Here is a 24,574-nt window from a genome sequence, read left to right as displayed (position 1 = left end):
GAGACGAGCGGAGACAGTGACTCACCCATGACCACGTACGTATGGGACTACCTGCGCGAGTACGAGACCGAGCGGGACGACATCCACGACGCGATCGAGACCGTGCTGCGGTCCGGACAGCTCGTGCTCGGTGCCAGCGGACGCGGCTTCGAGGAGGAGTTCGCCGCCTACCACGGGGTGGGGCACGCGGTGGGGGTCGACAACGGCACCAACGCGATCAAGCTGGGGCTCCAGGCGATCAGCGTGGGTCCGGGCGACGAGGTGATCACCGTCTCGAACACCGCGGCACCGACCGTGGTGGCCATCGACTCCATGGGGGCAACGCCCGTCTTCGTCGATGTCCACCCCGACACATACCTGATGGACATCGAGCAGGTGGCCGCCGCCGTCACTCCGCGCACCAAGTGTCTGCTCCCGGTGCATCTGTACGGCCAGTGCGTCGACATGACGGCGTTGCAGGCCGTCGCGGACGCGCACGGTCTGCTGGTCTTCGAGGACTGCGCACAGGCCCACGGCGCCCGCCGCGACGGACAGCTCGCCGGCACGTGGGGGGCCGCGGCCGGGTTCTCCTTCTACCCAACCAAGGTGCTCGGGGCTTACGGCGACGGCGGCGCCGTCATCACCTCGGACCCCAAGGTGGACGCCGGTCTTCGGCGGCTGCGGTACTACGGCATGGCGGAGCGCTACTACGTCGTCCAGACGCCGGGGCACAACAGCCGCCTGGACGAGCTGCACGCGGAGATCCTGCGCCGCAAGCTGCGCAGGCTCGACGCGTACGTCGAGGGCCGGCGTGCGGTGGCGCGGCGCTACGCCGAGGGGCTCGCCGACACCGATCTGGTGCTGCCGTCGATAGCGCCGGGCAACGACCACGTCTACTACGTCTACGTGGTACGCCATCCGCGGCGCGACGCCGTCATCGAGGCACTGAAGAGCTACGACATCTCGCTGAACATCAGCTACCCGTGGCCGGTCCACACCATGACGGGCTTCTCCCACCTCGGATACGCCAAGGGGTCCCTGCCGGTCACCGAGACGGCGGCCGACGAGATCTTCTCGCTGCCCATGTACCCCTCGCTGGACCCGGCGGTGCAGGACAAGGTCATCGGCGCACTCCACGACGTCCTGGCGACGCTGTGAGTTCTGTCCCCATCGGGCGGGACGGCGCCGCGGAAGGCCGGGTTCGCATGGGCGTGCTCGGCTGCGCGGACATCGCGCTGCGCCGGATGCTCCCGGCCATCGCGGCGGCCGATGCGGCCGAGCTCGTCGCGGTGGCCAGCCGGGACGCCGCGAAGGCAGAGCGGGTGGCGGCCCGGTTCGGATGTGCCGGCGTCAAGGGCTACCGGACGCTGCTGGAGCGGGACGACGTCGACGCGGTGTACGTCCCCCTCCCGCCTGCGCTCCACTTCGAGCAGGTGGCCGAGGCCCTGCGGGCGGGCAAGCACGTGCTGTGCGAGAAGCCGCTGTGCACGACCCACGCGGAGGCTGCCGAGCTGATGGAGCTGGCGCGACGGCACCGCCGGATCCTCGCTGAGAACTTCATGTTCCTGCACCATTCCCAGCACGCCGAGGTCCGCTCGCTCGTCGACGCGGGTGCCATCGGCGAGCTGGAGGTGCTGTCCGGTTCGTTCGGCGTACCGCCTCTGGATCCCACGGGATTCCGGTACGCCTCCTCGCTCGGCGGCGGCGCACTGCTGGATGTCGGCGTCTATCCGCTGCGGACGGCGCAGATGTATCTGTGCGGCGAGCCGGAGGTGCTGGCGGCCACCCTCCGGGTGGACGACGCGACCGGGGTGGACGTGTCGGGTACGGCCCTGCTGTGCGCCCCCGACGGCGTCGCGGCGCAGCTTGAGTTCGGCTTCCGGCACTCGTACCGGTCGCGCTACGCGCTGTGGGGCGGCGAGGGGAGGATCTCGGTGGAGCGCGCGTACACCCCGCCGGAGCAGCTGAAGCCGGTGGTACGGCTCCAGAAGCAGGACCGGCTTACCGAGCTGGCGATGCCCGCGGACCATCAGGTGCGCAATGCGCTGGCCGCGTTCACCGCCACCGTCCTCACCGGCGGGGGCGGTCCCGTCTGCGAAGCCGAATCGCTGCTCCAGGCACGGCTGGTCGAGGACGTCCGGAAGGTCGCCAGAATCGTCACGGTCTGATCAGCCCCTCGACCCCTCAGGCCTTCACCTCCTTCACCTCCTCGGCGATGGACATGACGTACTGCCCGTAACTCGACCCGCCGATCTCCTCGCCCAGCCGGTGGCACGCTGCGGCGTCGATGAAACCCATCCGCAGCGCGACCTCCTCGATGCACGCGATACGGCATCCCTGGCGTTCCTCCAGCGTCCCCACGTACTGACTGGCCTGGAGCAGGGATTCCGGTGTGCCCGTGTCGAGCCAGGCGAAACCGCGGCCCAGGTCGACGAGCCTGGCCTCGCCCTGCTCGACGTAGAACCGGTTCACATCGGTGATCTCCAGTTCTCCCCGGGCTGACGGCGTGATGTTCTTGGCGATGTTGACCGCTCGGTTGTCGTAGAAATAGAGGCCCGTGATGGCGCGGTCGGACCGCGGCCGTGCGGGCTTCTCCTCGATGGAGACAAGCCTGCCGTCGGCGTCGACCTCGCCGACCCCGTACCGCTGCGGGTCGTGCACCGGGTAGCCGAACAGCACACAGCCCTGTACGTCCTGAGACTCCTGGGCCAGCACGTCGGAGAAGCGGGGGCCGTGGAAGATGTTGTCGCCCAGGATCAGCGCGACCGGGTCCGTGCCGATGTGATCGGCGCCGATGAGCAGGGCCTCGGCGATGCCGGCCGGCTGGAACTGCTCCGCATAGCTGATGTTTGTCCCGAGCTGGGACCCGTCGCCGAGCAGAGTGCGAAAACGCGGCAGGTCGTGGGGCGTCGCGATGACGAGGACGTCCCTGATGCCCGCGAGCATGAGAATCGACAGCGGATAGTAGATCATCGGCTTTCCGCCGACGGGAAGCAGTTGCTTGGATACCGCGCGGGTAATCGGATACAGCCTGGCTCCGGATCCACCGGCCAGAACGATGCCCTTCACGAGGACTCACCCCCAGAACGGAACTGCCCTGAACGCTCCCCGGCTTCCTTCGCCCGGGAAAGGGCTCCTGTTTCCCGGAAAACTCCGGGAATGCAGTGTTGCCGTGGCGCCTCGCAGGCACCTCAAGCACCGCTCGTGCTGCGCCCCCGCTGCACCACCACGGCCGTAGTCCGGTCCGGTGGCGCAGGGAGCTCGTCCTTGCCGAAGCGACAACCCGAGTTCCGCAGTTGGTGGGCACACGGTGGCCGTGAAGTCGCTTCCTGGCCTGCGATGGCCTGTTCCCTGCGCATTCCGGCCGCCCTCATCTCAGAGCTTCGAGATCATCTCACTGCCCTGTGACGCGTATCTCGGTCAGCAGGTCACACCGCGTCGTCAGGAGCGTCGTACAGCCGGCCTGGCGGTCGGCCCGGAGTCGCCCTCGCCGCTCTCGATGCGCCTGCAACTCAGCGATGCGCTCGGGCACACCGTTCCCAGGACCGTAGACCGTCTCGGCTATCGCTCCATCGCCGTCCACCAGACCGTCGTACAGTCCCCGCTCGTCACCAAGCCACGGGCCCAGCCTCGGCCGGGTCATCGGGTCCGTAGCGCCCGGGACCTCCCAGTCGTCAGCCCAGCCAATGATGTGGGCGCCGACGGTCGCGGCATCGCGAAAACGTCCTGCCTTTGACGTTCCGGAGATGGGGTGCCCGTGGCCGCCTTCATTCGGGACAGCCGACGGACGCCAAGCAAGTACTGTTCGCATCCGTCACAGGGGCGTTCGATCACGTCCAGGTCCGTACCGCGCAAGACTTCTCCGTCCCGTACACGCAGAGTACGGAGATTTCGCGGCCACCCCCAGGACGACCTTCATCAACCCAGAAAGCTCAGTCGCACCTGACGGTTGGGAACGTCGATATCGGTGTCCGCCAACCTCCGTCAAGGCAACCCCAGCCTAACGCGGCCCCTCACGTCCTCTCGTCGCCGAGGTCCCTGTCAGCCGCGACGATCACCTTCCCGAACAGCCACAGGAGCCGCACGGCTCGCACCCCGCCGAGGCACATCGCAACCTCCACCAGCCAGTGCACGCCCCCCGGGTCCGACTCCGTGGTGTCAAGGATGGTGGCCATCAGGCACAGGCCCGAGATCACGAGCGTCGCGCTGAGAATGCCCACCCAGTTGCGACGGAACTGCACACCCTGCACCTCGTGAGTACGCAGTGCACGCATCCTGGGCCCGTTGGAGGCCGCGTACTGCGCGACGGCCGCGGTGATGAAGCTGCCCACAAGCGCCGCGACGGTGGCCGTGGTCGTATAGATGTCGATTCGCTGCTCATGGTGCGGCCAGGCCAAGATGTCGCCACTGCCGGTGACTCGCACAACGGACAGATGCGCCCCCGTGACCACGAGGGTGATCAGCCAGTCCAGGCGCGGCCGTCCCGCCCACCGCTCCAACAGCCACTCCACCACGCACCCCCAGGCCCAGGCCCTTGAAACAGCACTGCTCAGGCTAGCGGCCGGCGCTGACACGCCTCTTGAAGCGCCTCTTCGTGTGTGCGAGCTGCCTCGAAGACGGCGTTTACGGCGAACGTCAGGTCCACCGAGCGTCCGTCGGTGAACTGGACCGGTACGTCACATTGGGCCGTGATGCGGTGGGCCAGGAAGTCGAGCGGTTCGTACTCCAGTGACTGGCGGTGCGGGTCACGCACCGCGACGCGCCCGCTGACGGAGCGCACCACGCCTGACTCGTCCATCCACTCATCGAGGTCGGGGATGAACTGCAGGACATCGCTGCGCAGTTGGGTAGCGGCCCGGTTTCTACGGAACAGGTTCAGCCCCCTGCCGCGCTGAGGCACCTTCAGGCTCAACGTGATCGCCGTGTCCGGGTGCCGCTGACCGAAGCTGCGCAATGAGGCACCCAGTTCTGAGTTCGCGTTCAGGGCGCTGACACTGTCTGCCGGCGCACCCTCCAGGCTCACTGTCAGTTCCGACACCGCTTCGATGCGGTTGAGCTTCTCGCGAGCCCGCGCGTGGATGACCGGCTTCAGCGAGATTTCCCCGCAGGGGAGACCGACTTGGTTCAGCCACTTGGCGATGGCGCTGACGCGCGGGGCGGAGAAGCCCCCGTGCAGGGCGCCGATGATGTTGCCGTAGGGCAGGAAGCAGATCGTCGTCACATGGGCGACATCGGTCCCGGCGGCAAGCCTCAGCGCTTCGATGGTGCCGTTACCGTGGTCGAGTTGATGGGGAACCTCACCGGTGATCTTGGCGAGAAGCAGATGGTCCTCGGGCATCGCCGGGTCCACGACCCCAACCAGTTGGTCATCTCCGCTGGTTATGGTCCGCTTGTGCGGCTCCAGTGCAGCGATCCGGTCGAGGAAGCTCCGCCAGGGCTGGGGGTCCATACGCGGCTGGCCATCCTTGGCCTCGACGATCTCGAAGAAGAACACCGTGCGCTTGCGCACCGCCCGGGCCATGTCCGCTCCCCCTGTCCCTCATGGCTGTTGCTGTCCCGGCAGTCCACGTCCCTGCCGAGTGACTCCTGCGTGATCGTAGACAGGACTCCCCCGCGCGTCTGAACGCCCGGATCAAAATTGGCTTGATACCGATGGCCAAAATTCTGTCCCTTGTTCCGTTACCTCACACCCGTCCCAGCTCTTCTGCGGGAGCTCTGCGAAACCACCTCCGACCTGGCAGGATGTTCAGTTCATAGACTGACGATATTTAAAATGCTGCGATTCACCGCATAGCATCACCGCCGACTGGGTCATGCTGGCGAGCCGTGCGGATCCGGCAGAGGAAAGGTGCGGTGAACGGCGGTGGCGGCAGCAGGCGGCCCGACAGGCGCCAGGCCCGGCCAGCACCAGCCGAAGCGCTGGTGCCAGACGCGGCCCTCTCCCTTCCCTTGGGAGCAAACAGCTCTGGATCACATCAAGCAGCGGATGCCGGTCACGGCCCCGCACTACGCCTGGGCGACCTTCGCATTCACCGCCATGAGTGGCCGTATCAACGAGTGCGACCTGCTCATCGCCGTGCCCCGCGGCCTGTTTCTGGTCGAGCTCAAAGGGCACCCCGGGCGAGTCGTCAACCATGGTGACACCTGGAGCTTCCACGCGCCGGACGGCCGGATCCGCACGGTCCGCAACCCGCTGCACCTCACCGATCTCAAGTCCAAGGAGCTCAAGTACCGTCTCCAAGAAGCCGCCAGGGAGCTCTATCCCCATCGGACCCCGCGCGTCCCGCGCATCGACGCAGCGGTCTTCCTGTCAGATCCGCTGCTGCAGAGCGATCTGGACACGGTGCAGCGCGCTCATGTGTACGGACGTGACGGGTCTCAGAGCGGCCTCCCGGGAATCTGGGACGATTTCCTCTCCCTGCCGCCGGAGCGCGAAAACTGGCGAGTGAGCGAGGACTTCACCCGCCACCTGCCCGAGCTGATGAAGAAGATCGGAGTACGGGCCTCCACCGCCCACCTGGATTTCGGTGACGGTTGGAAGCTCTCCTCCCGTCCCCTGGACGCGGGACCTACCTGGGAGGACCGGCTCGCCAAGCGCAAGGACCTGATCCATGAAGAGGGCCGGGTCCGTGTCTATCTCGTCGAGCAGCAGGCAAGCGAGGAGAAACGGCGTTCCGCCACCCGCGCCGCCGAGCGTGAGTACCAGGTGCTCCAGGGCATCAACCATCGCGGTATCTCCCAGGCCGTCACGCTGCGCCAGCACCAGGGCGGCCCCGCGATCCTCTTCCGGCACCGCGAGAGCGATCTGCGGCTGGACAACTACCTTGCCGTGTACGGCGCGAAGCTGCCGGACGCAGTACGTCGCGACATGGTCCGCCAGCTCGCCGAAGCTGTCCGCTATGCACACCGCCGCTCGCTCTACCACCGTGCCCTCGCCGCACGCTCGGTGTACGTCACCGCCAGGGAAAGCGGCGGCGACCCGGTCCTGCGGATCATCGACTGGCAGGCGTCGGCCCGCGATTTCGACACCACCACGCTGCGTACGCTGGGCGCGAGCTCCTTCACCGGAGAGCACATCGAGGACGCCGCCCAGTGCTATCTCGCGCCCGAGACCGACGCCGACCACCCCGACCCGGTGGACCTGGACGTCTTCGGTCTCGGCGCGATCGCCCACCACATCCTCACCGGGATGCCACCCGCCGAGACCCGTACCGCCCTCAAGGAGCGGCTCGCGGCCGACGGCGGCCTGCACATGTATGCGGTCAGTGACGCCGTGGACTCCGGGCTCGACGAGTTGGTGTATACCGCCACTCGGGCCTCCGTCGACGACCGGCTGGACTCCGCCGATGCCTTCCTCAGGCATCTCGACGAGGCCGAGCAGGCCATCGCCGCACACGCCGTCGCCGTGGAGGCCGACCCGCTCTCCGCCACCCCCGGCCAGGCTGTGGACGGCGACTGGACCGTGGAGCGAGTTCTCGGCTCGGGCGCCACGGCCCGTGCGCTGTATGTGACGCGTGTCAGCGAGGACGAACACGGCCGGCAGGTGGAGGAGGAGCGGGTCCTCAAGGTCGCCCTGGACGCTGAGAAGAACGAACGCCTTGCCTCCGAGGCGGCGGCGCTGCAACAGATCAGCAGCGGACGCATAGTCAAGCTCTACGAGGGCCCGCGCACAGTCGCCGGGCGGACCGCACTCGCCCTGGAGTACGCCGGCCCCGACACCCTCGCCCAGCGCCTCGCCAGTCATGGACAGCTGGGCTACGAGGAGTTGGCCTCCTTCGGCGACGACCTGTTCACCGCGCTGGATGACCTCGCGGCCAGGGGAGTCCGACACCGCGATCTCAAGCCCGACAATCTCGGCATCAAGCTCCGGGAAGACGGCGGCCAGCAGCTGATGCTTTTCGACTTCTCGCTGGCGAATGTCTCCGACCGGGACATCAAGGCGGGCACCCGCGGCTATCTCGATCCGTTCCTCGGCGACGCCCGCCGCCCCGTCTACGACGACTATGCCGAGCGGTACGCCGCCGCCATCGTCCTGCATGAGATGGCCGCCGCCTCGCGCCCTGTGTGGGGCAACGGCCAAGATGACCCGCTCACTGCGCTCGACGACGAACTTCCGTTGATCGACACCGACGCCTTCGTGGCGGTACTGGGTCCCGGGCTCAAGACATTCTTCGAGCGGGCCCTGCACCGGGACGTCAACCGCCGGTTCGAATCACTTCGGCAGATGCGGGACGCCTGGCGGGCGATCTTTACCGAGGCCGACCGCACGCAGCCGCCGCCCACCACGGACACCGTCTCGCACCTCGGCGCGGACGGACTGCCGGAAGGTCTGTCCGAGCAGGACATCCGGGACCTGTACGCGGACAACGCGAAGCTCGGTACCACGCTCAAGGACGCCGGTCTGACCGAACGAGCGGCCGCGGTAGCCGAGGAGCTCGGCGCGGTGACGGTCGAGGAACTCCTCGACGTACCGCTGCCCCGCTTCAGGGAAAAGCGCGGGATCGGCGCGGTCGTCAAGAAGGAGCTCAACCGGCGCCACCGGCAGTGGACGGCCGCGCTGAGGCCGAAGAGGCCCAAGGCCTCACACACGGCCCCTGCCGCGACGCCCGTCGTCGCGTGCGGCCCGGCAGACGGCCGGCTCGGCGCCGAGCACGACGCCCGGCAGAACGTGGAACGGCTCGCCGCCCTCCTCAACCCCGTGCCGCCCGGCCGCAGGGACAACAAGCGGCCGCAGGTCGTCGCGGCCTGGCTCGGACTCGACGGCACCTGCGAGCCGGGCACCTGGCCGACCAACCGGCAGGTCGCCGGGACGGTCAAAGTCTCCGAGTACACCGTCTCCAAGCACCTCGGTACGGCGATCGGCGAGTGGGTCGCCGCCGGCTGGATGACCCTTCTGCGCGACGAGCTGGTGGACTCCGTCCGGGATGCCGGCCGCGTGATGACCACCCGCGAGCTCGCCCGGGTGCTGGCCGCGGGCCATGGCTCGCAGAGTGAGACCACCAAGGACACAGAAGCCGCCGCCCTCGCGGTCGTACGGGCCGCAGTCGCCGCCGAGACGCTGCTCACCGGACGCGACGAGGACCACGAACCCCGGCTCGCACAGCTGCGGCGCGGGGGACGGGTGCTTATCGCCCTACAGTCCCTGTACGGCTCCGACGACGATCCGACACCCGATGAACTCGCCGCTTATGCCGTTGAATTGGGCAACACCGCCGAGACGGTTGTCGCAGCCGATCCGCTGCCGGACCGCGCCGTGGCGCTGCGTGAGCTGCGGGCTGTCCCCGCCCCGGAGGGCATGGATCCGCTGCCGGATGCCCGCCTGGTCACCTTGGCCGCCGCCACGTCGACAGGCGCGGCCGCGTCGCCGCGGCTCGAACTGTACCCCCGGGCTCTTGAGCTCTCGCGGGCCCTTCAGATCTCGCAGGCAGCGGCCGGGGTACGGCGCGAGGTCGGCATCAGCCTGGAGGGGCTGCTGGCCAGGCTCCGTTCCCGCTTCCCAGAAATGGAGCTTGGCAAGCCGACCTGCGTCGAGGTCGAGGACGCACTGAAGAGGGCCGGGTTCCCTCTCCTCTACGACATGGCGGAGGCGCGCTTCAAGCCGTCGGTGCCGGTCTCGGCAGCGGGCGGTAGCAGCTGGCTGCACTCGTCTACGACGGGCACGGTGACCGCGAGCGGTGCCGCAGGTGCGTTGGCTGCGGCCGGGCGCGACGTGTCCGCACTACTCGCCGCGAAGCTCAACTCCGCCGCGCGGGAAGGGGGGTTCCTCGCACTGAACACGGACGTCAAACGGCTGCGCAGCGAGGCGGGCTCGGTCGCGGACGCTCTGGCGGGCGCGTTCCCTGTGGTCCCGGTGAACCTGGCGAGGGTCTTCCTCGCCGAGTTCCGGGCACTTGCGAGTGGGCACGCTACGGACTGGTCCAAGGTACTCGGCGCGGATACCCGATACACCAGGAGCGGCGAACTGCCCAGGGGGCTCCGGTCGTTCGTCGTGCGCGTCTGGCCTCGGGTAGCCCGCCGCCTTGAGGAGGTGGCCGGCCGGGACACCGGAACCGTCCTCTTCCTCCACACGGCCGGGCTGCTCGCCCACTACTACGAGGCGGGCGGACACGAGGTCCTCGTGGGCTTGCAGCGCGAGGCACGAAAGCCGGGCGGCAGGCCACACGGTCTTTGGCTGCTGACCCCCTCGCACAACCCGCAGGGAGTACCGGAGTTGGACGGGCGCACGGTGGAGGTGACCGGTGGCGACGCGGAACGCGTGGTGCTGACCGGGGACTTCCTGAAGGACTTGGCCGCGGCGTCGGCCGAACAGCTTGGCGAGCATGAGAACGAGGGGGATTACCACAGTGAGTGTGCGCGGTAGCGCTGGTAGCGGAGTCGGCCAGGCTCATCAGGAACATCTGCTCAAGGACCTCCGCAAACAGGTCGCGGTCCTGGAGGACGATCTGCGAGCGCGCGCCGACGCGGTGGAGGCCTACCGCACCTCTCTCACCGACGAGTACACGCACGCCTACGCGGCCGGGCGTACGGCAGCCACGTACGAGACGTGGCGTGACGAGCGCGTCACACAGGTCGCGGCGGCGTGGGTGCTCGGATGTGTCTTCGTTCGGTTCTGCGAGGACAACGGCCTGGTGGAGCGGGCCTGGCTGGCCGGCGTCGGGGACCGCCTCAAAGACGCGGAGGACCACGCGGTGGCGTTCTTCACCGCGCACCCCGAGAAGAACGACCGCGACTGGATCACCGCGGCATTCGACCACCTGGCCGGGACGAACCCCACAGTGGCGGGCCTCTTCGACCGTGCGCACAACCCGCTGTGGGAGTTAGCCCCTTCATACGAGGCGGCGACGGGTCTGCTGAAGTTCTGGCGGCGGGTCGGGCCAGACGGCGAGACGGTCCACTCGTTCGTGGACCCCGACCTGGACACTCGCTTCCTGGGCGACCTGTACCAGGACCTGAGCGAGCACGCACGCAAGACGTACGCACTCCTGCAGACGCCGGTATTCGTCGAGGAATTCATCCTCGATCTGGCACTGGAGCCCGCGGTGGCGGAGTTCGGCCTAGAACCGGTCGTCGAGATCGTGGACGGACATGGTGTCGTACGCGAACTTCCCGCCGGACTCCGGACGATCGACCCGGCGTGCGGCTCGGGCCACTTCTTGCTGGGGTTATTCGAGCGGTTGCTGGCGAAGTGGCGCGAAGCGGATAAGGGTGCGGACGACTGGGCACTGATCCGGCGGGCACTGACGGCAGTTCACGGGTGTGACAAGAACCCGTTCGCGGTGGCTATTGCACGGTTTCGGCTTCTGGTGGCCGTGTTAAAGGCTGCGGAGAAACAGCAGCTTGACACACTTGGGGAGTTTCCGATCAATGTGGCGGTGGGGGACTCGCTGTTGCATGGGCGCGGAGCACCCAAACGGGACGACGAGGATCTCTTCTCCTCCCAAGAGGTCTTCCACTACCGGCCCGAGGACATCGAGGACTATGCGGAGCGCTGCGACCTGCTCACGCGAGACTCGTACCATGTGGTCGTCGGCAATCCGCCGTACATCACGGTGAAGGATAAACAGGAGAACCTCAACTACCGGGTATATGAGGCCTGTTCGGGAAAGTACGCGCTGTCGGTGCCGTTCGCTGAGCGACTGTTCCAGCTCGCGGTGCGTACGTCGGGGTCGGATCGGGACGCGGGATACGTCGGGCAGATTACGGCGAACTCGTTTATGAAGAGGGAGTTCGGCAAGAAGCTGATCGAGGAGTTCTTCCGGCTGAAGGTACACCTGACGCATGTGATTGATACGTCGGGGGCGTATATTCCGGGGCATGGGACGCCTACGGTGATTCTGGTCGGGCGGAACCATGTGCCACGACAGAATGAACCGGTTCGCGCGGTATTGGGGGTGCGGGGAGAGCCGGCACAGCCCGCGGCCGCAGAGGAGGGGTACGTCTGGAACGCGATCGTCGACCAGATCGGGACCCCAGGAAGCGAGTCGGAATGGGTGTCCGTCGAGTCTGTGAAACGTGCCAGATTCGCGGACTACCCGTGGAGTGTAAGCGGCGGCGGGGCAAGCGCACTGTTCACCGCGATCGAGCAGCAGAGAACCGCCATCCTCAAGGATTCCAGTGACTCGGCCGGAATCACGTGCTTCACACTCGAAGATGACCTTTACTTGCTCCCGCAAAGAAGCGCAGATCGCCATGAGATCCCTCGGACATTCACCCGCTCGATGGTAACTGGCGAGCTTCTTCGCGATTGGGACGGCAGGGGATTCGGCGTCAGTGCTTTCCCCTACTCAGAGGACTTCACTCCCATCGACGTTGAGGACGAAGAGCCTCTTCTACGGTACATGTGGCCGTGCCGCACCACACTGGCCAACAACTTCCTCTTCGGCCGCCAGACGAAAGTCCAAGGTGGACTCAAGTGGTCTGAATTCGGACGGCTGACGACGAGCAAACTCGAGACGCCCTTATCGATCACGTTCGCGTTCGTGGCAACACATAACCACTTCGTACTGGACCGAGGCGGGAAGGTCTTCAAGCAGTCCGCTCCGGTGATCAAGCTGCCGGAGAGGACCGGCGAGGACGGGCACCTGGCGCTGCTCGGAGTGCTCAACTCATCGACGGCGTGCTTCTGGCTCAAGCAAGTCAGCCAAGCTAAGGCAGGCGGTGGTACAGGGCGCGGGATGCAGGACGAAGCCTGGGAAGAGCGCTACGAGTTCACCGGCACCAAACTCCAAGACTTCCCTCTCCCCGCCCAGCTCCCCCTCACCCTCGGCCGCTCCCTAGACGCCCTCGCCCAAGAGCTCGCCGCCCACGAGCCCTCGGCCATATGCGGGTCCGGCGCCGAGCCTCCCACCCGGGCCCGGCTTGACGCCGCCCGCGAAGCCTGGACCCGTACCCGCCGGCGTATGATCGCGCTCCAAGAGGAGCTCGACTGGGAGGTGTACCACTCCTACGGGCTGCTCACTGACGCTGAGAAGGCGCAGCTCACCGCCCCCTCCCCCGCGCCCACCACCATTCCCCACGTGAAGTTGGGGGAGCGGGCGTTCGAGATCGTGCTCGCGCGGAAGCAGGCTGCCGGGGAGATCGAGACCGCCTGGTTCGACCGCCACGGATCCACCCCTGTCACCGAGGTCACGGCCCACTGGCCGGACTGGTACCGGGACATCGTGCAGGCCCGCATCGACACCATCGCCGCCCGCCGGGACATCGCCCTCATCGAGCGTCCCGAGTGCAAGCGGCGCTGGGCGGCCGACCCCTGGGAGAAGCGGGAGAAGGCGGCACTCCGCACCTGGCTGCTTGACCGGTGTGAGGATAAGGGCCTCTGGTTCCATGTCCTCAACGGCTTCGAGCAGCCCCGCACCCTCACCATAGGTCAGCTCGCCGACAAGCTGGAGCGGCGGTCGGACGCCGATGCGATCCTCAACACCGCCTCTCTGTACGCCACCGATCTCGGGAAGCCGAACCTCTCTCTCACCCAGGTCCTCCAGGACGTGATCGAGAACGAGCACGTGCCGTTCCTCGCCGCGTACCGCTACAAGGACTCCGGTCTGCGCAAGCGTGCGCAATGGGAGAAGGTCTGGAAAGAGCAGCGCGAGGAAGATCGTACGGGCGAGCGGCGCGACATCGCCGTACCGCCGAAGTACACCTCAGCGGACTTCGCCAATTCGGGGTACTGGTCGAACCGCGGGAAGCTCGACGTCCCCAAGGAACGGTTCGTGTCCTACCCGGACGCCAGCCCGGGCTCCGACCCGACCCTGCTCCTCGGCTGGGCCGGCTGGGACCAGCGCGACCGGGCCAGCGCCCTGCTGAACCTCGTCAACGACCGGCGCAAGCACCAGGACTGGCCCGTTGAGCGGCTCGTACCACTGCTCGCCGGGATCGCGGAGCTGATGCCGTGGCTACGGCAGTGGTTCGGCGACGTGGACGACGAGTGGGGGGAGTTGTCTGCCGCTGAGGAGTTCCAGAGCTTCCTCGACGGGGAGTTGGAGCGGGAGAAGCTCACCCCCGCCACTCTCGCCGACTGGCGCCCGGTGAAGAAGAGCCGGGCACGGAAGACGAGTGCGAAGACGACCGAGAAGAAGACGGCCACAGAGAAGGCGGCAGCAGACACATGAGTAGCAGGGGCGGCGACCTCTACCTCCGGGACGTACTCGATCTGTCCCAGGAGGTCCTGGCCGGGTCGTTCAAGGTTGAGCTCTCCGGAGGGTTCGAGGAGACGGCGAAGCGCGTACGCGAGTACGTGGTCACCCCACAGCTGGAACAGGCGCTGCGCAGAGCCCTGAAGATCGTGCAGGCGTCGGTACAGACAGAGACGTCCAACGCGGCGTATCTGCATGGCTCGTTCGGTTCTGGTAAGAGCCACTTCATGACCGTGCTGCACGCGATCCTGTCCAACGATCCGGCCGCACGCACCAAGCCGAAGCTCCAGCCGGTCATCGCGGACCATGACGCGTGGCTGCGGGATCGCACGTTCTTGATGGTGCCGTTCCACCTGGTCGGGGCGACGGACCTGGATTCGGCGATCCTCGGCGGCTATGTGACGGCCGTGTCCCGGCTGCACCCGGACGCCCCGGTGCCGCCGGTCTACCGTGCGGACGCCATGTTCGACGACGCGCGCGGCCAGCGGGAGTTCTTCAGTGACGACGCGGAGTTCGTTCGCTGGCTCGGCAACCCAGCGCTGCCGCAACCCGAGAACGAGACCGGCTCAGCACCCGCCGCGGACGATGAAGGAGATCTGGAGAACCTCGACGCCAAGGAGGCCCCGAAGGTCTGGACGCCGAACCTCCTCGACCAGGCCTTCGCGGCCGCTCCAGGTGATTCGGTCCGTGACTGGCTGGCGTCGGCTCTCCTCTCAGGGCCGTACTCCTCGTACTCCCGTGGCGCGCTCGGCGCGAAGAACGCCTTCCTACCCCTTGAGAACGGGCTGGACATCATCAGCCGGCATGCCAAGTCTCTTGGTTACGACGGCCTGATTCTCTTCCTCGACGAGCTGATTCTGTGGCTCCAAGCGCACTTGACCAAGCGGACCTTCGTCAATGACGAGGTGAACAAGCTGGTCAAGGTGATCGAGTCCGGGACGGGCGGTCGCGCGCTGCCGATCGTTTCGTTCATCTCTCGTCAGCGCGACCTGTCCGAGCTGATCGGATCGGACGCGGTCGGCGCGGACGCCAAGAACCTGGAACAGCAGGTCAATTATCTGGCAGGGCGAATCGACCCGATCAAACTGGAGGACCGCAACCTTCCGGAGATCATCAAGGAGCGGGTCCTCAAACCGAAGGACGACTCCGCGAAGGCCGCGCTCGAAGCGGCCTTCGCGCGGATCGAGACCTCCAACCAGTCCGTGCGCGACGTACTTCTCGACGTAAACGGCGCCACTCACGCCGACTGGGCCGACTTTAAGTCCCTATATCCACTCTCACCCGTTCTGCTCAACGTCCTGGTCGCGCTCTCCGGGGCGCTCCAACGCGAACGCACCGGCCTCAAGCTGCTCCAGCAGATGCTCTACAAGCGGCGCGACGACATGGTGGTCGGCGAGCTGATTCCGCTGGGTGATTTGTGGGACGTGCTGGCTGAAGGCATGGGAGAGGCGTTCACCGACCGGCTGCGCAGCGAGGCCGAGGCTGCGACCCGCTTCCACAGCAGGGTGCGCGAGCACCTGCTGGAGAAGTACGGTTCTGAGGACGACAAGAAGTTCAAGGCGGACGAGCGGTTCATCAAGACAATGCTGCTCGCCTACCTCGCTCCTGAAGTCCCCGCCCTCGCACGGCTCACGGGGCCCCGGCTCAATGCGCTGAACCACGGGTCGATCATTTCCCGCACCGGGCAGGAAGACCGCATCGTCATCCATCGGATGCGGGAGCTGCAGGCGCAGTTCCCCGGCGAGCTGCGCAGCGACGGCAACGACTCGGACCCGGTGTTCACGCTGCATCTGTCCGATCTGGACGTAGAACCGATTCTGGACAGTGTCGGTGAGAAGGACACCATAGGCGCCCGCAAGCGCTGGGTTCAGGAATGGCTGTGGCAGGAGCTGAACATCGAGGACAACGGCGCGATCGTCGCCGAACGCGAGATCATCTGGCACGGCACACGACGGACGGCCGAGTTCGTCTGCGAGAACGTGCGCGATACTCAGCTGTTGCCGGATGTCTGGTTCGAACCGTCCGCGCCGGACCGGATCCGGTTCCTGATCGATTATCCCTTCGACGAGGACGGTCTGCCCAGCGCCGACGAGAACCGGGTCTTCGAGCTGCAGCGCAGCAATCCCGACGCCGCCACCATCGTGTGGCTACCGTCCTTCTTCTCCTCTCGACGTGGCGCCCAACTCGGCCGGCTCTTGAAGATCAACTACCTGCTCGACCGCGACCACTTGAAGGAGTTCGCGACCCATCTGTCCTCCGACGACCAGGTGCGGGTCAGGCACCAGCTTGAGGCGCAGCGCGAGACGCTCGTCTCCCAGCTGAGCCAGGTACTCCATCAGGTGTACGGGCTCGCCAAGGCCGTCGATACCGACCTGGGCGCCCAGGTCACAGAGGGCAGGCATGTCCACTCGCTCTTCGCCGGGCACCCCCCACAGCTCCAGGGAGGCGGTGCCTTCGAGTACAACCTGCTGAAGCTCGCCGACGGGTTGCTCGACGCGATGTACCCCAAGCACCCGAACTTCGACCGCAAGGAGGACCGTAAAGCGGTCGCCCCCGCGAAGTTCAAAATGGCGTATGAGTGGATCGTGAAGGCCATGGACGACGGCTCGCGGCGAGTCGTGGTCGACAGCCGTGATCTCGCGGATGTCGCGCGCATCGTGCACCCGCTGGAGCTTGGCGAGGTGCACGACGGGCCTCTGAACGTGTCCACGGACTGGCGCCGCCTCATCGACCAGCAGGCCGCCAGGCACGGCGCGAAGGGCGACTTCGCGGTCGAGGACATCCGCACGTGGATCGCCGAGCTCGGCTGGACGGGCCTTGACCGGCTGGTCTCCAACGTGGTCATCGCGACATACGCGCTACTCTCGGACCGCTCCTGGATCTACCACGGCCAGGCCGAACCAGCCCCCGCCCTGGATCAGTTCGGCGCCGGTTGGGCACTGCGCGCACAGGAGCTACCGAGTGAGGAGGAGTTCGCCGAGGCGCACACCCGGGCCGCGGCACTGTTCGGCACAAGCGTGCCGCAGGTGTTGTTCACCAGGAACGTCAACGCGCTCGCGGCGGACGCCTACGCGAAAGCCATGGAACGCGAGACGGCCGTGAACGGGCTACGACGTGCCCTGGACAGGTACCGGGGCGCCCTCGGCATCAGCGAGGATGCGCCGACCGCGCGCGAGCAGTCGGTACGCGACGCAGCCGACATGCTTGCGCGGATCAAGCAGACCCAGGAAGCCACCCCGCTCGTACGGGATCTGGCGGCGTCGACATACCCGACCACCGACGTGGTGCTCGCCAAGACGCTGTCCTCGGCGCAGCGGGTCTTCGACGCGTTGGAGGGAACTGACTGGGATCTCATCGACAGCGTACGGAAGTACACGGAGCGGGGGGACGGTCTCGCCGACCGGTCCACACGGCTGCTCACCGAGATCGCGAACGCGGCGGCGGCCGATGAGTTCGACACCGAACTGGCCGCTGTGCTCACCGGAGGGCGCAGCCAGGCCGTGGCCCTCATTACCGAGGCGGCACGCCTCAGCACGGTGGCACCCGTCGTACCGGTGGCCCCGGTCGAGCCGGTGGCGCCCGAACCATCACCTGCCGAACGCAAAGCGGCCATCCCTGTCGTCCACTCGGGTGCCGGGGGCGTGAACCTCACTGTGCATGACAAGCTGCAACTGTCCTCGACGACCGCATCGACACCGTCGCCGGCCGCCCGCAGGTCGCGGCGCATCAAGGCAACGGAGAACGAAAGCATCCTGGAGGGCGCTCTGAGCCGGGCGCTATCCGACGTCCAAGACGAGATCCGTGACTTCGTCGCGGCGCACCCGGGCATCGAGATCGAGATCAACTGGCATGTGCTGGATGCCCAGGGCGACAGCACGAGCGTGCCGGGCGGCGAGGGCTGATGGGAACCACAGTGCCCGAACTCGACCAGCGTGTCCTCACCGGGCTGCTCAGCACACGTCTGACCCGGACCAAGGGCAGGCGCCTTGTGCTGGTCCACGGGAAATACGCCGACGGCCCTGAGGAGTTCACCGTGCCCGTGGCCGACGGCGAGCGCCGCAAAGTCCGGGTGACGCATACCACCTCGGTGCTCGGCCTCACCGACGCCTGGCAGGCCCATCTCAACGCCGTCGGCACGGACTTGCTCGTGGTCACCACCGATGTGCGCGGCGAACAGCTCAGCCTCGATCTGCTGGGTGAAATGGTGCGGTCGCAAGTTATCGCCGTGGACGAGGCCGACATCGTCCGGCAGCTCTTCGGTGCCGCCGACCTCGACCCGCGGATGCGGCGCGACCCCTGGCTGTGGCTGCCGACCGCGCTGATCTCCGCCGAGCCGGTGGACGGCTGGCCGCAACGCGGGGCCGTACTCACTCTCGATGCGGCCATGCGCGCCCTGGTCGGGGTGAGGCTCGGCCTGGAGAGCGTCTTCGATGAGGGCGTGTCGGTGGACGTCGACGCGCTGCTCGCCTGGTCCCGTACACCCGGTGGCCCCGAGCGCTTCGCCGCACTGCCGGAGGCCGAGCAGCAGGGCATCGCCGACTGGCTGGCACAGAGCGCGGGCGAAGCCGCCCCCCTGCTGTTGAGGCTCGCGCTCAACGGCCGGGGAGCGGAGGCAACCGCCCTTGGTGTGCTGGCTTCCGTCATGACCGGGGATGCCGCGTCGGCCGACGCCGCCGTTGCGCTTGGCACACTTTTCGGCATGGTGGGGTTTCGTCCCTCCGAGCTCCGCGCCTACGCACGGGCGGTGGAGGGCACACTGACCCGGTGGATCGGCGAGGCCGCAGGGCGCGGACCACAGAGCGAGCAAGCACGGCAACAGGTCCTCGACGTACTGGCGCAGGCCGACCGGCTAGCGGACAGCGCCCATCTGACGGCCGAACTCGCCGACAACCCCTTTCTGCCGTCTGGGTTCCAGGCACGGCTTCACCGCTTCGCCGAGGTGCTCTCCGAAGGGCCACAGGCGGCGCAGACCGCCTGGGAACACGTACGGGAACATCGTCTGGCGGCCGTCTTCTGGCCGCAGCGGGTCGAGCTCGCACGCATGGCCGTACGGCTGAGGCACTGGCTGGACACACCGCAGCCGGTGCTGTCCTCGGTGGACCAGGCCGTGCACGCACATGTTGCCGACTGGGGGTGGGTAGACCGCGCGCTGGCCCATCTGTGGGTGGGCGGCGCCGACGCCGAACCGGAGTTGGCCCGCGCATACCGCACCGTGCACGAGGCGGCGAGAAGGCGGCGGGCTGCCCTCGACGAGGCCTTCGCAGCCGAGCTCGGGCCATGGACGCAGCACGCCGGAACAGCGGAGAGCGGCAGAGCACAGCTGGTCGAGGACGTGCTGCGCAGGGTCGCGGTGAAGTTGGCGGCCCCGGGAAAGCGACCGCCGCTGGTTCTTGTGCTCGACGGCATGAACAGCGCGGTCGCGGCGCAGCTCGGCGAGGAGCTGACCGGTGCGGGACGGTGGAGCGAGCTGGCTGCCGGAGGGCGCCGGGCGGCCTTCGTCGCGATGGTGCCGTCGGTGCCGGTGATCAGCCGAGCCACCCTGTTGTGCGGACAGCCGGCCATGGGCGGAGAGGAGGTGGAGAAAGAAGGGTTCGCCGCGTTCTGGCGGCAGCACCAGCGTACGGCGTGCCTCTTCCACAAGAGCGACATCGCCGGTTCCGCCGGCCACCCGCTCGATCCACGGCTGGTCGCCGCCATCGCCTCGGATGCGGTGGTCGGCGTTGTGCTGAACGCCCTCGCTGAGAGCCTCGATCACGGGCAGCAGAGTGCGCTCGCCGACTGGACCGTGAACAAGGTGAAGTACCTTCCTGAACTCCTGAACTCTGCGCGTGGACAGGGGCGTCCTGTGGTGCTGGTATCCGCCCATGGCCATGTTCTTGACCGGACCGGGCCCGGGACGCCGCTGCTGGCCGCGGAAGGGGTTGAGGCGGCACGGTGGCGTACGGGGACAGCGGCCGCAGAGGGCGAGGTTGTCCTGGCCGGGCCGCGGGTCCTGGAGAACCGTGGCCGGGTCACCGTGCCCTGGTCGGAGGAGATCCGCTACTCCCCTCGCAAAGCCGGGTACCACGGTGGTGCCTCGCTGGCCGAGATGACCGTACCGGTGCTGGTTCTGGCTCCGTCGGCGGACTCCGCACCGGCAGGTTGGTCTGAGCTGCCTCGTGAGTCCATACAGCCGTCGTGGTGGGAGGCGGACCACGGGCAGTCACCGCCCCCTGATGCCGGTGTCACGCAGCCCACGAAGAACACGGCGACCGCGAAGCCGAACACACGGCCGCCGGAGGGCGAACGCACCACCGACGAGGCGGTTGAGGTGCCTGCCGTGGGGGCCGATCCCGTCCAGTCGGCAACCCTGCCCACGCTCGGTCGTCAGGTCGTCGACACCAAGATCTACGGGCGTCAGGGCGTGTTCGTCCGCATGGCCCCACCGCGGAAGGCGGTGGCCGCCGTGATCGACCACCTTGATGCTGCGGGCGGCACGCTCTCGCTGCCGGCCGTCCTCGCCGCCTTCATCGCGGCAGGCGGCCGGAAGAACACCAAGGCGGACGGTCTGGTGACCCAACTGACCCGGCTGCTGAATGTCGAGGGCTACGAGATCGTCAGCCTGATCGACTCCCGGACCAGAGTCCGACTCAATCGCGAAACCCTGCGTGAGCAGTTCGAACTGCCCAGAGGAAACGAGGGGAGTACATGAGCGCCGCGCCCGTCAGCGCGGCTCGCCGCCGCGAGGTCATCGACGCACTGCGACGCGGGACCGTGCCCCAGTCGGGGCTCGACCTGTTCGCCGTCGGCCTGGATCGTTTTGCGCCCGCCCTTGACGAGCGGATCGCCGCGATCGCGACAGGAGGCGCGGCCTTCCACGCGATCCGCGGCGAGTACGGGTCCGGCAAAACGTTCTTCGCCCGCTGGCTCGCCGAGCGGGCCAAGCGGGCAGGACTCGCCACCGCCGAGATCCAAATCTCGGAGACGGAGACCCCGCTGCACAAATTGGAAACCGTCTACCGCCGGCTCACCGAGCGGCTGACCACCGCGACAGAATCGGCCAGCGCGCTGCGCTCAGTGATCGACGGCTGGTTCTACACCCTTGAGGGGGAGGTGGACGAGGCACACCCCGAACTCGCTGACGAAAACGAAGCCTTGGAGGATGCGTTCGAAAAACTGATGGAGGAAAGGTTGCGCGCCGTCGCCCAGACCACGCCCGCCTTCTCCGCCGCCCTGCGGGGCTATCGCAAGGCCACGCTGGCCGGGGACAACTCGACCGCTGAAGCCCTCATTGCCTGGCTCGGCGGCCAGAAGTCGGTCGCCGCCCACGCGCGGCGCGCCGCAGGCGTGCGCGGCGACCTCGACCACTTCGCGGCACTCGGCTTCCTCCAGGGCCTGCTCACCGTGCTCAAAGACTGCGGCCATCCTGGTCTCCTGGTGATCCTCGACGAGATCGAGACCGTGCAGCGGGTACGCGGAGACGTTCGGGAGAAGGGGCTGAACGCGCTGCGCCAGCTTCTCGACGAGATCGACGCGGGCCGCTTCCCCGGGCTCTTCCTGGTGATCACCGGCACCCCCGCCTTCTACGACGGGCAGCAGGGCGTGCAGCGGCTGCTCCCGCTCGCCCAACGCCTGGCCACCGACTTCTCCACCGAACCACGCTTCGACTCACCGAGGGCCGTACAGCTGCGTCTGACCGGATTCGATCTCCAACGGCTCGGCGAACTCGGCCGATCTGTACGGGACTTGTACGCGATTGCGGCCCGACGTCCGGAATCCATCGCGGAGTTGGTCGACGACGCGTACGTGGCGGAGCTGGCCACGGCCATGACGGGCAGGCTCGGCGGCCGCGCCGGCATCGCGCCCCGGCTGTTCCTGCGCAAGCTCGTCGCGGACGTACTGGACCGGGTCGACGAGTTCGAGGACTTCGATCCGCGGCGGCACTACGCGCTGACGGTGAACGCCGCCGAGCTGAACGAGATCGAGCGCAACGCGGCAGCGGACAGCGCCGATGAGATCGAGCTGGAGCTGCCATGACGGGTGCCCCCGAACCACTGGACCGGCTCCACCCCGGACTCGTGCACCATATCGTCAACACCCTGGGCTGGTCAGGTCTGCGGCCGCTCCAGGAAGAGGCGATCGAACCGCTCCTCGACAGCTCGGACGCCGTGCTCCTCGCCCCGACCGCGGGCGGGAAGACCGAGGCCGCGTCCTTCCCCCTGCTGTCGAAAATGGCGACGGAGAACTGGACCGGCACGTCCGTCCTGTACGTCTGTCCTCTGAAAGCGCTGCTGAACAATCTTCTGCCACGCCTGGAGACGTGCACGGCCTGGCTGGGGCGGACCGCGGCCCTTTGGCACGGAGACGTAACACAGCCGCGCCGCAAGAAGATCCTGCGCGAGCGCCCGGATGTTCTGCTCACCACGCCGGAGTCCCTGGAGGCGATGCTGGTCAGTACCAATGTCGATCACCGTGCCTTCTTCTCCGGGCTACAGGCGATCGTGATCGACGAGGTGCACGCTTTCGCCGGGGACGACCGGGGCTGGCATCTGCTGGCGGTACTCGAACGACTGGAGCGTGTCGTCGGGAGGCCGGTGCAGCGAGTGGGGCTCTCGGCGACAGTAGGCAACCCGGAGCAGCTACTCACCTGGCTTCAAGGCTCGGGAGGCGGCCGGCGCCAGGCACGCGTCGTCGCCCCGCATCTGCGCGACGAAGCCCCGGTGCTGCCGCCACCCGGCGATATCCAGCTCGACTACGTGGGCTCCATGGAGAACGCGGCCACGGTTGTCGCCGCCTTGCACCGCGGCGAGAAGCGGCTGGTGTTCTGTGAATCGCGCCGCCAGGTTGAGAAACTGGGCGAAAGCCTGCGAGCCAAGGGGGTGACCACCTTCCTGTCCCACGCATCTTTGTCGGTGGACGAACGGCGGCGGGCGGAGGAGGCGTTCGCCGACGCGCGGGACTGCGTGATCGTCTCCACCAGCACACTGGAACTCGGCATCGACGTGGGGGACTTGGACCGCGTCATCCAGATCGATGCGCCCGGCACCGTGGCCTCGTTCCTCCAACGGCTCGGCCGCACCGGCCGACGGCCCGGCACCATCCGCAACTGCCTTTTTCTCGCGGTCGACGAGGAAGGGCTGCTCGCCGCTGCCGCTCTGCTCCTGCTGTGGTCGCGTGGCTGGGTGGAGCCGGTGACGGCGCCGCCCGAGCCCCGGCACATCGTCGCCCAGCAGGTGTTGGCGCTATGCCTTCAGGAGCACAGGGTAGGAGACCGGCTCTGGCATGAGTGGTGGGGCGGTCTCGGTCCCTTCGGCACCTCGGCCGAGCCGATCGTGCACCATCTGATCGACGAAGGGTACCTGGAGCGAGACGGTGGGATGCTGTTCATCGGCCCTGAGGCAGAACGGCGCTTCGGCTACCGACACTTCATGGACCTCACGGCCGTGTTCACCGCTGCTCCCGAATTCACAGTCCTCGCGGGCCGCACCGAAATCGGCACGACCAACCCCTCCCTACTAACCGAGGAAGTGATGGGTCCCAGACGGCTGCTGCTTGCCGGGCGCAGCTGGCAGGTGACGTATATCGACTGGTCGCGACGCCGCTGCTTCGTCGAACCGGTAGACGGTGGCGGCAAGGCACGCTGGGGCGGCGCAGGTGCTGCTCGTGGTACCTCCTACGAACTGACACGCGCGGCGCGCGAGATACTGCTCGGCGCCACTCCCCCGGTATCCCTCACTCGGCGCGCCGACGCCGCACTGACCCAGGTCCGCGGGGACAGGGCAGAGTTGGTACACCCCGACGGGACCGTGATCGTACGCGGCGGACGCGACACCAATGTGCGCTGGTGGACCTGGGCAGGCTACCGGGCAAATGCCACGCTCACCAGCACGCTCACCACGGTCGCTGACCCCCTTCAGCGTCCCACCGACACATGCGTGAGGCTCCGCGACGACTTGACGGCCGCGGAGTGGAAGAAGGCCACAGCGGTCGCCGCCGATCAGTTGGGTCTGCCAGCGGTCGACGCGCGTGCCCTGAACGGGCTGAAGTTCAGCGCCACGCTTCCGCCCCGACTCGCGGAGGCCACTCTTGCCGCACGCCTCGCCGACCTGGACGGAGCAGTGGCCGTGCTCAAAGAACCTTCGAGGTTCACGATTCTGGGCCAGTGACCTGTGCCGCATACGACCCGGGCCATGTCAGCACACACAATCACCTCTTTCCCGAGCCGCATTCAGAACGCCAGGTCGGCCTGCATGCCCGCCAGGTCCCACCCGCAACCCGTAGCTGAGAAACTTCCCACCAACCCTGGCCTGGCCACGACGTGTTCCGGTCACCGGCACTGTTCCGCCGCGTCCGCTCACACCACCGCGGCCTTCGCTCAGCCCTTGCCCTCATCGCCGACATCCAAGTTCCCGGCTCTCCCCGGGCCACCCTGCCGTCGGCACGCGCTGGTCGAGATCGAGCGTTACCACTGCGCGAGCCGCGGC

General features: G+C 67.5%; 11 protein-coding genes. 8 read left to right on the top strand and 3 right to left on the bottom strand.

Annotated elements, in window-relative coordinates:
* Positions 1-27: 27 nt before the first annotated feature.
* Together K9S39_RS40405 and K9S39_RS40400 are read left to right on the top strand one after the other, a co-directional pair.
* Entirely contained in the window at positions 28-1,137 is a 1,110-nt protein-coding gene (locus tag K9S39_RS40405; protein ID WP_248868251.1) for a DegT/DnrJ/EryC1/StrS family aminotransferase, read from the top strand.
* On the top strand, positions 1,134-2,147 hold the full coding sequence (locus K9S39_RS40400; protein WP_248868250.1) for a Gfo/Idh/MocA family protein: 1,014 nt from the start codon (positions 1,134-1,136) through the stop codon (positions 2,145-2,147). Before K9S39_RS40405 ends, K9S39_RS40400 begins: the two co-directional genes overlap by 4 nt.
* 16 nt (positions 2,148-2,163) lie before the next feature.
* Here K9S39_RS40400 and rfbA read toward each other — a convergent pair whose 3' ends face one another.
* From rfbA to K9S39_RS40385, 3 genes are all read right to left on the bottom strand, one after another.
* Complete coding sequence (rfbA, locus tag K9S39_RS40395; protein WP_248868249.1) at positions 2,164-3,048, bottom strand: glucose-1-phosphate thymidylyltransferase RfbA; 885 nt, start codon at positions 3,046-3,048, stop codon at positions 2,164-2,166.
* Positions 3,049-3,992: 944 nt separating this feature from the next.
* Entirely contained in the window at positions 3,993-4,490 is a 498-nt protein-coding gene (locus tag K9S39_RS40390; protein ID WP_248868248.1) for a hypothetical protein, read from the bottom strand.
* A 38-nt stretch (positions 4,491-4,528) separates the two neighbouring features.
* Positions 4,529-5,500, bottom strand: coding sequence for a hypothetical protein (locus tag K9S39_RS40385; protein ID WP_248868247.1), 972 nt, complete (start codon positions 5,498-5,500; stop codon positions 4,529-4,531).
* 342 nt (positions 5,501-5,842) lie between these two features.
* Here K9S39_RS40385 and pglW point away from each other — a divergent pair, with 342 nt between their 5' ends.
* Genes pglW through K9S39_RS40355 form a run of 6 tightly spaced genes read left to right on the top strand, consistent with a single transcriptional unit; the run spans position 5,843 to position 24,256 of the window.
* Positions 5,843-10,339, top strand: a complete 4,497-nt coding sequence (pglW, locus tag K9S39_RS40380) for a BREX system serine/threonine kinase PglW (protein WP_248868246.1) — start codon at positions 5,843-5,845, stop codon at positions 10,337-10,339.
* Positions 10,299-14,087 carry a BREX-2 system adenine-specific DNA-methyltransferase PglX gene (gene pglX / locus K9S39_RS40375; protein ID WP_248868245.1) on the top strand — a complete coding sequence of 1,263 codons (3,789 nt, stop codon included), beginning with the start codon at positions 10,299-10,301 and terminating at the stop codon, positions 14,085-14,087. The genes pglW and pglX overlap by 41 nt, the downstream gene beginning before the upstream one ends.
* The gene (locus K9S39_RS40370; RefSeq protein ID WP_248868244.1) at positions 14,084-18,013 is read left to right on the top strand and encodes a PglY protein; all 3,930 of its coding nucleotides are present in this window, start codon (positions 14,084-14,086) and stop codon (positions 18,011-18,013) included. The genes pglX and K9S39_RS40370 overlap by 4 nt, the downstream gene beginning before the upstream one ends.
* Positions 18,013-20,802, top strand: a complete 2,790-nt coding sequence (pglZ, locus tag K9S39_RS40365) for a BREX-2 system phosphatase PglZ (RefSeq protein WP_248868243.1) — start codon at positions 18,013-18,015, stop codon at positions 20,800-20,802. Before K9S39_RS40370 ends, pglZ begins: the two co-directional genes overlap by 1 nt.
* Complete coding sequence (brxD, locus tag K9S39_RS40360) at positions 20,799-22,127, top strand: BREX system ATP-binding protein BrxD (protein ID WP_248868242.1); 1,329 nt, start codon at positions 20,799-20,801, stop codon at positions 22,125-22,127. The genes pglZ and brxD overlap by 4 nt, the downstream gene beginning before the upstream one ends.
* Positions 22,124-24,256 carry a DEAD/DEAH box helicase gene (locus K9S39_RS40355; RefSeq protein ID WP_248868241.1) on the top strand — a complete coding sequence of 711 codons (2,133 nt, stop codon included), beginning with the start codon at positions 22,124-22,126 and terminating at the stop codon, positions 24,254-24,256. The genes brxD and K9S39_RS40355 overlap by 4 nt, the downstream gene beginning before the upstream one ends.
* The last annotated feature ends 318 nt before the right edge of the window (positions 24,257-24,574 follow it).

The organism is Streptomyces halobius (genome assembly GCF_023277745.1).
Lineage (GTDB): Bacteria > Actinomycetota > Actinomycetes > Streptomycetales > Streptomycetaceae > Streptomyces > Streptomyces halobius.
The sequence above is the reverse complement of the archived record's forward strand: the minus strand, read 5'-3'. Positions and strand labels throughout refer to the sequence as shown.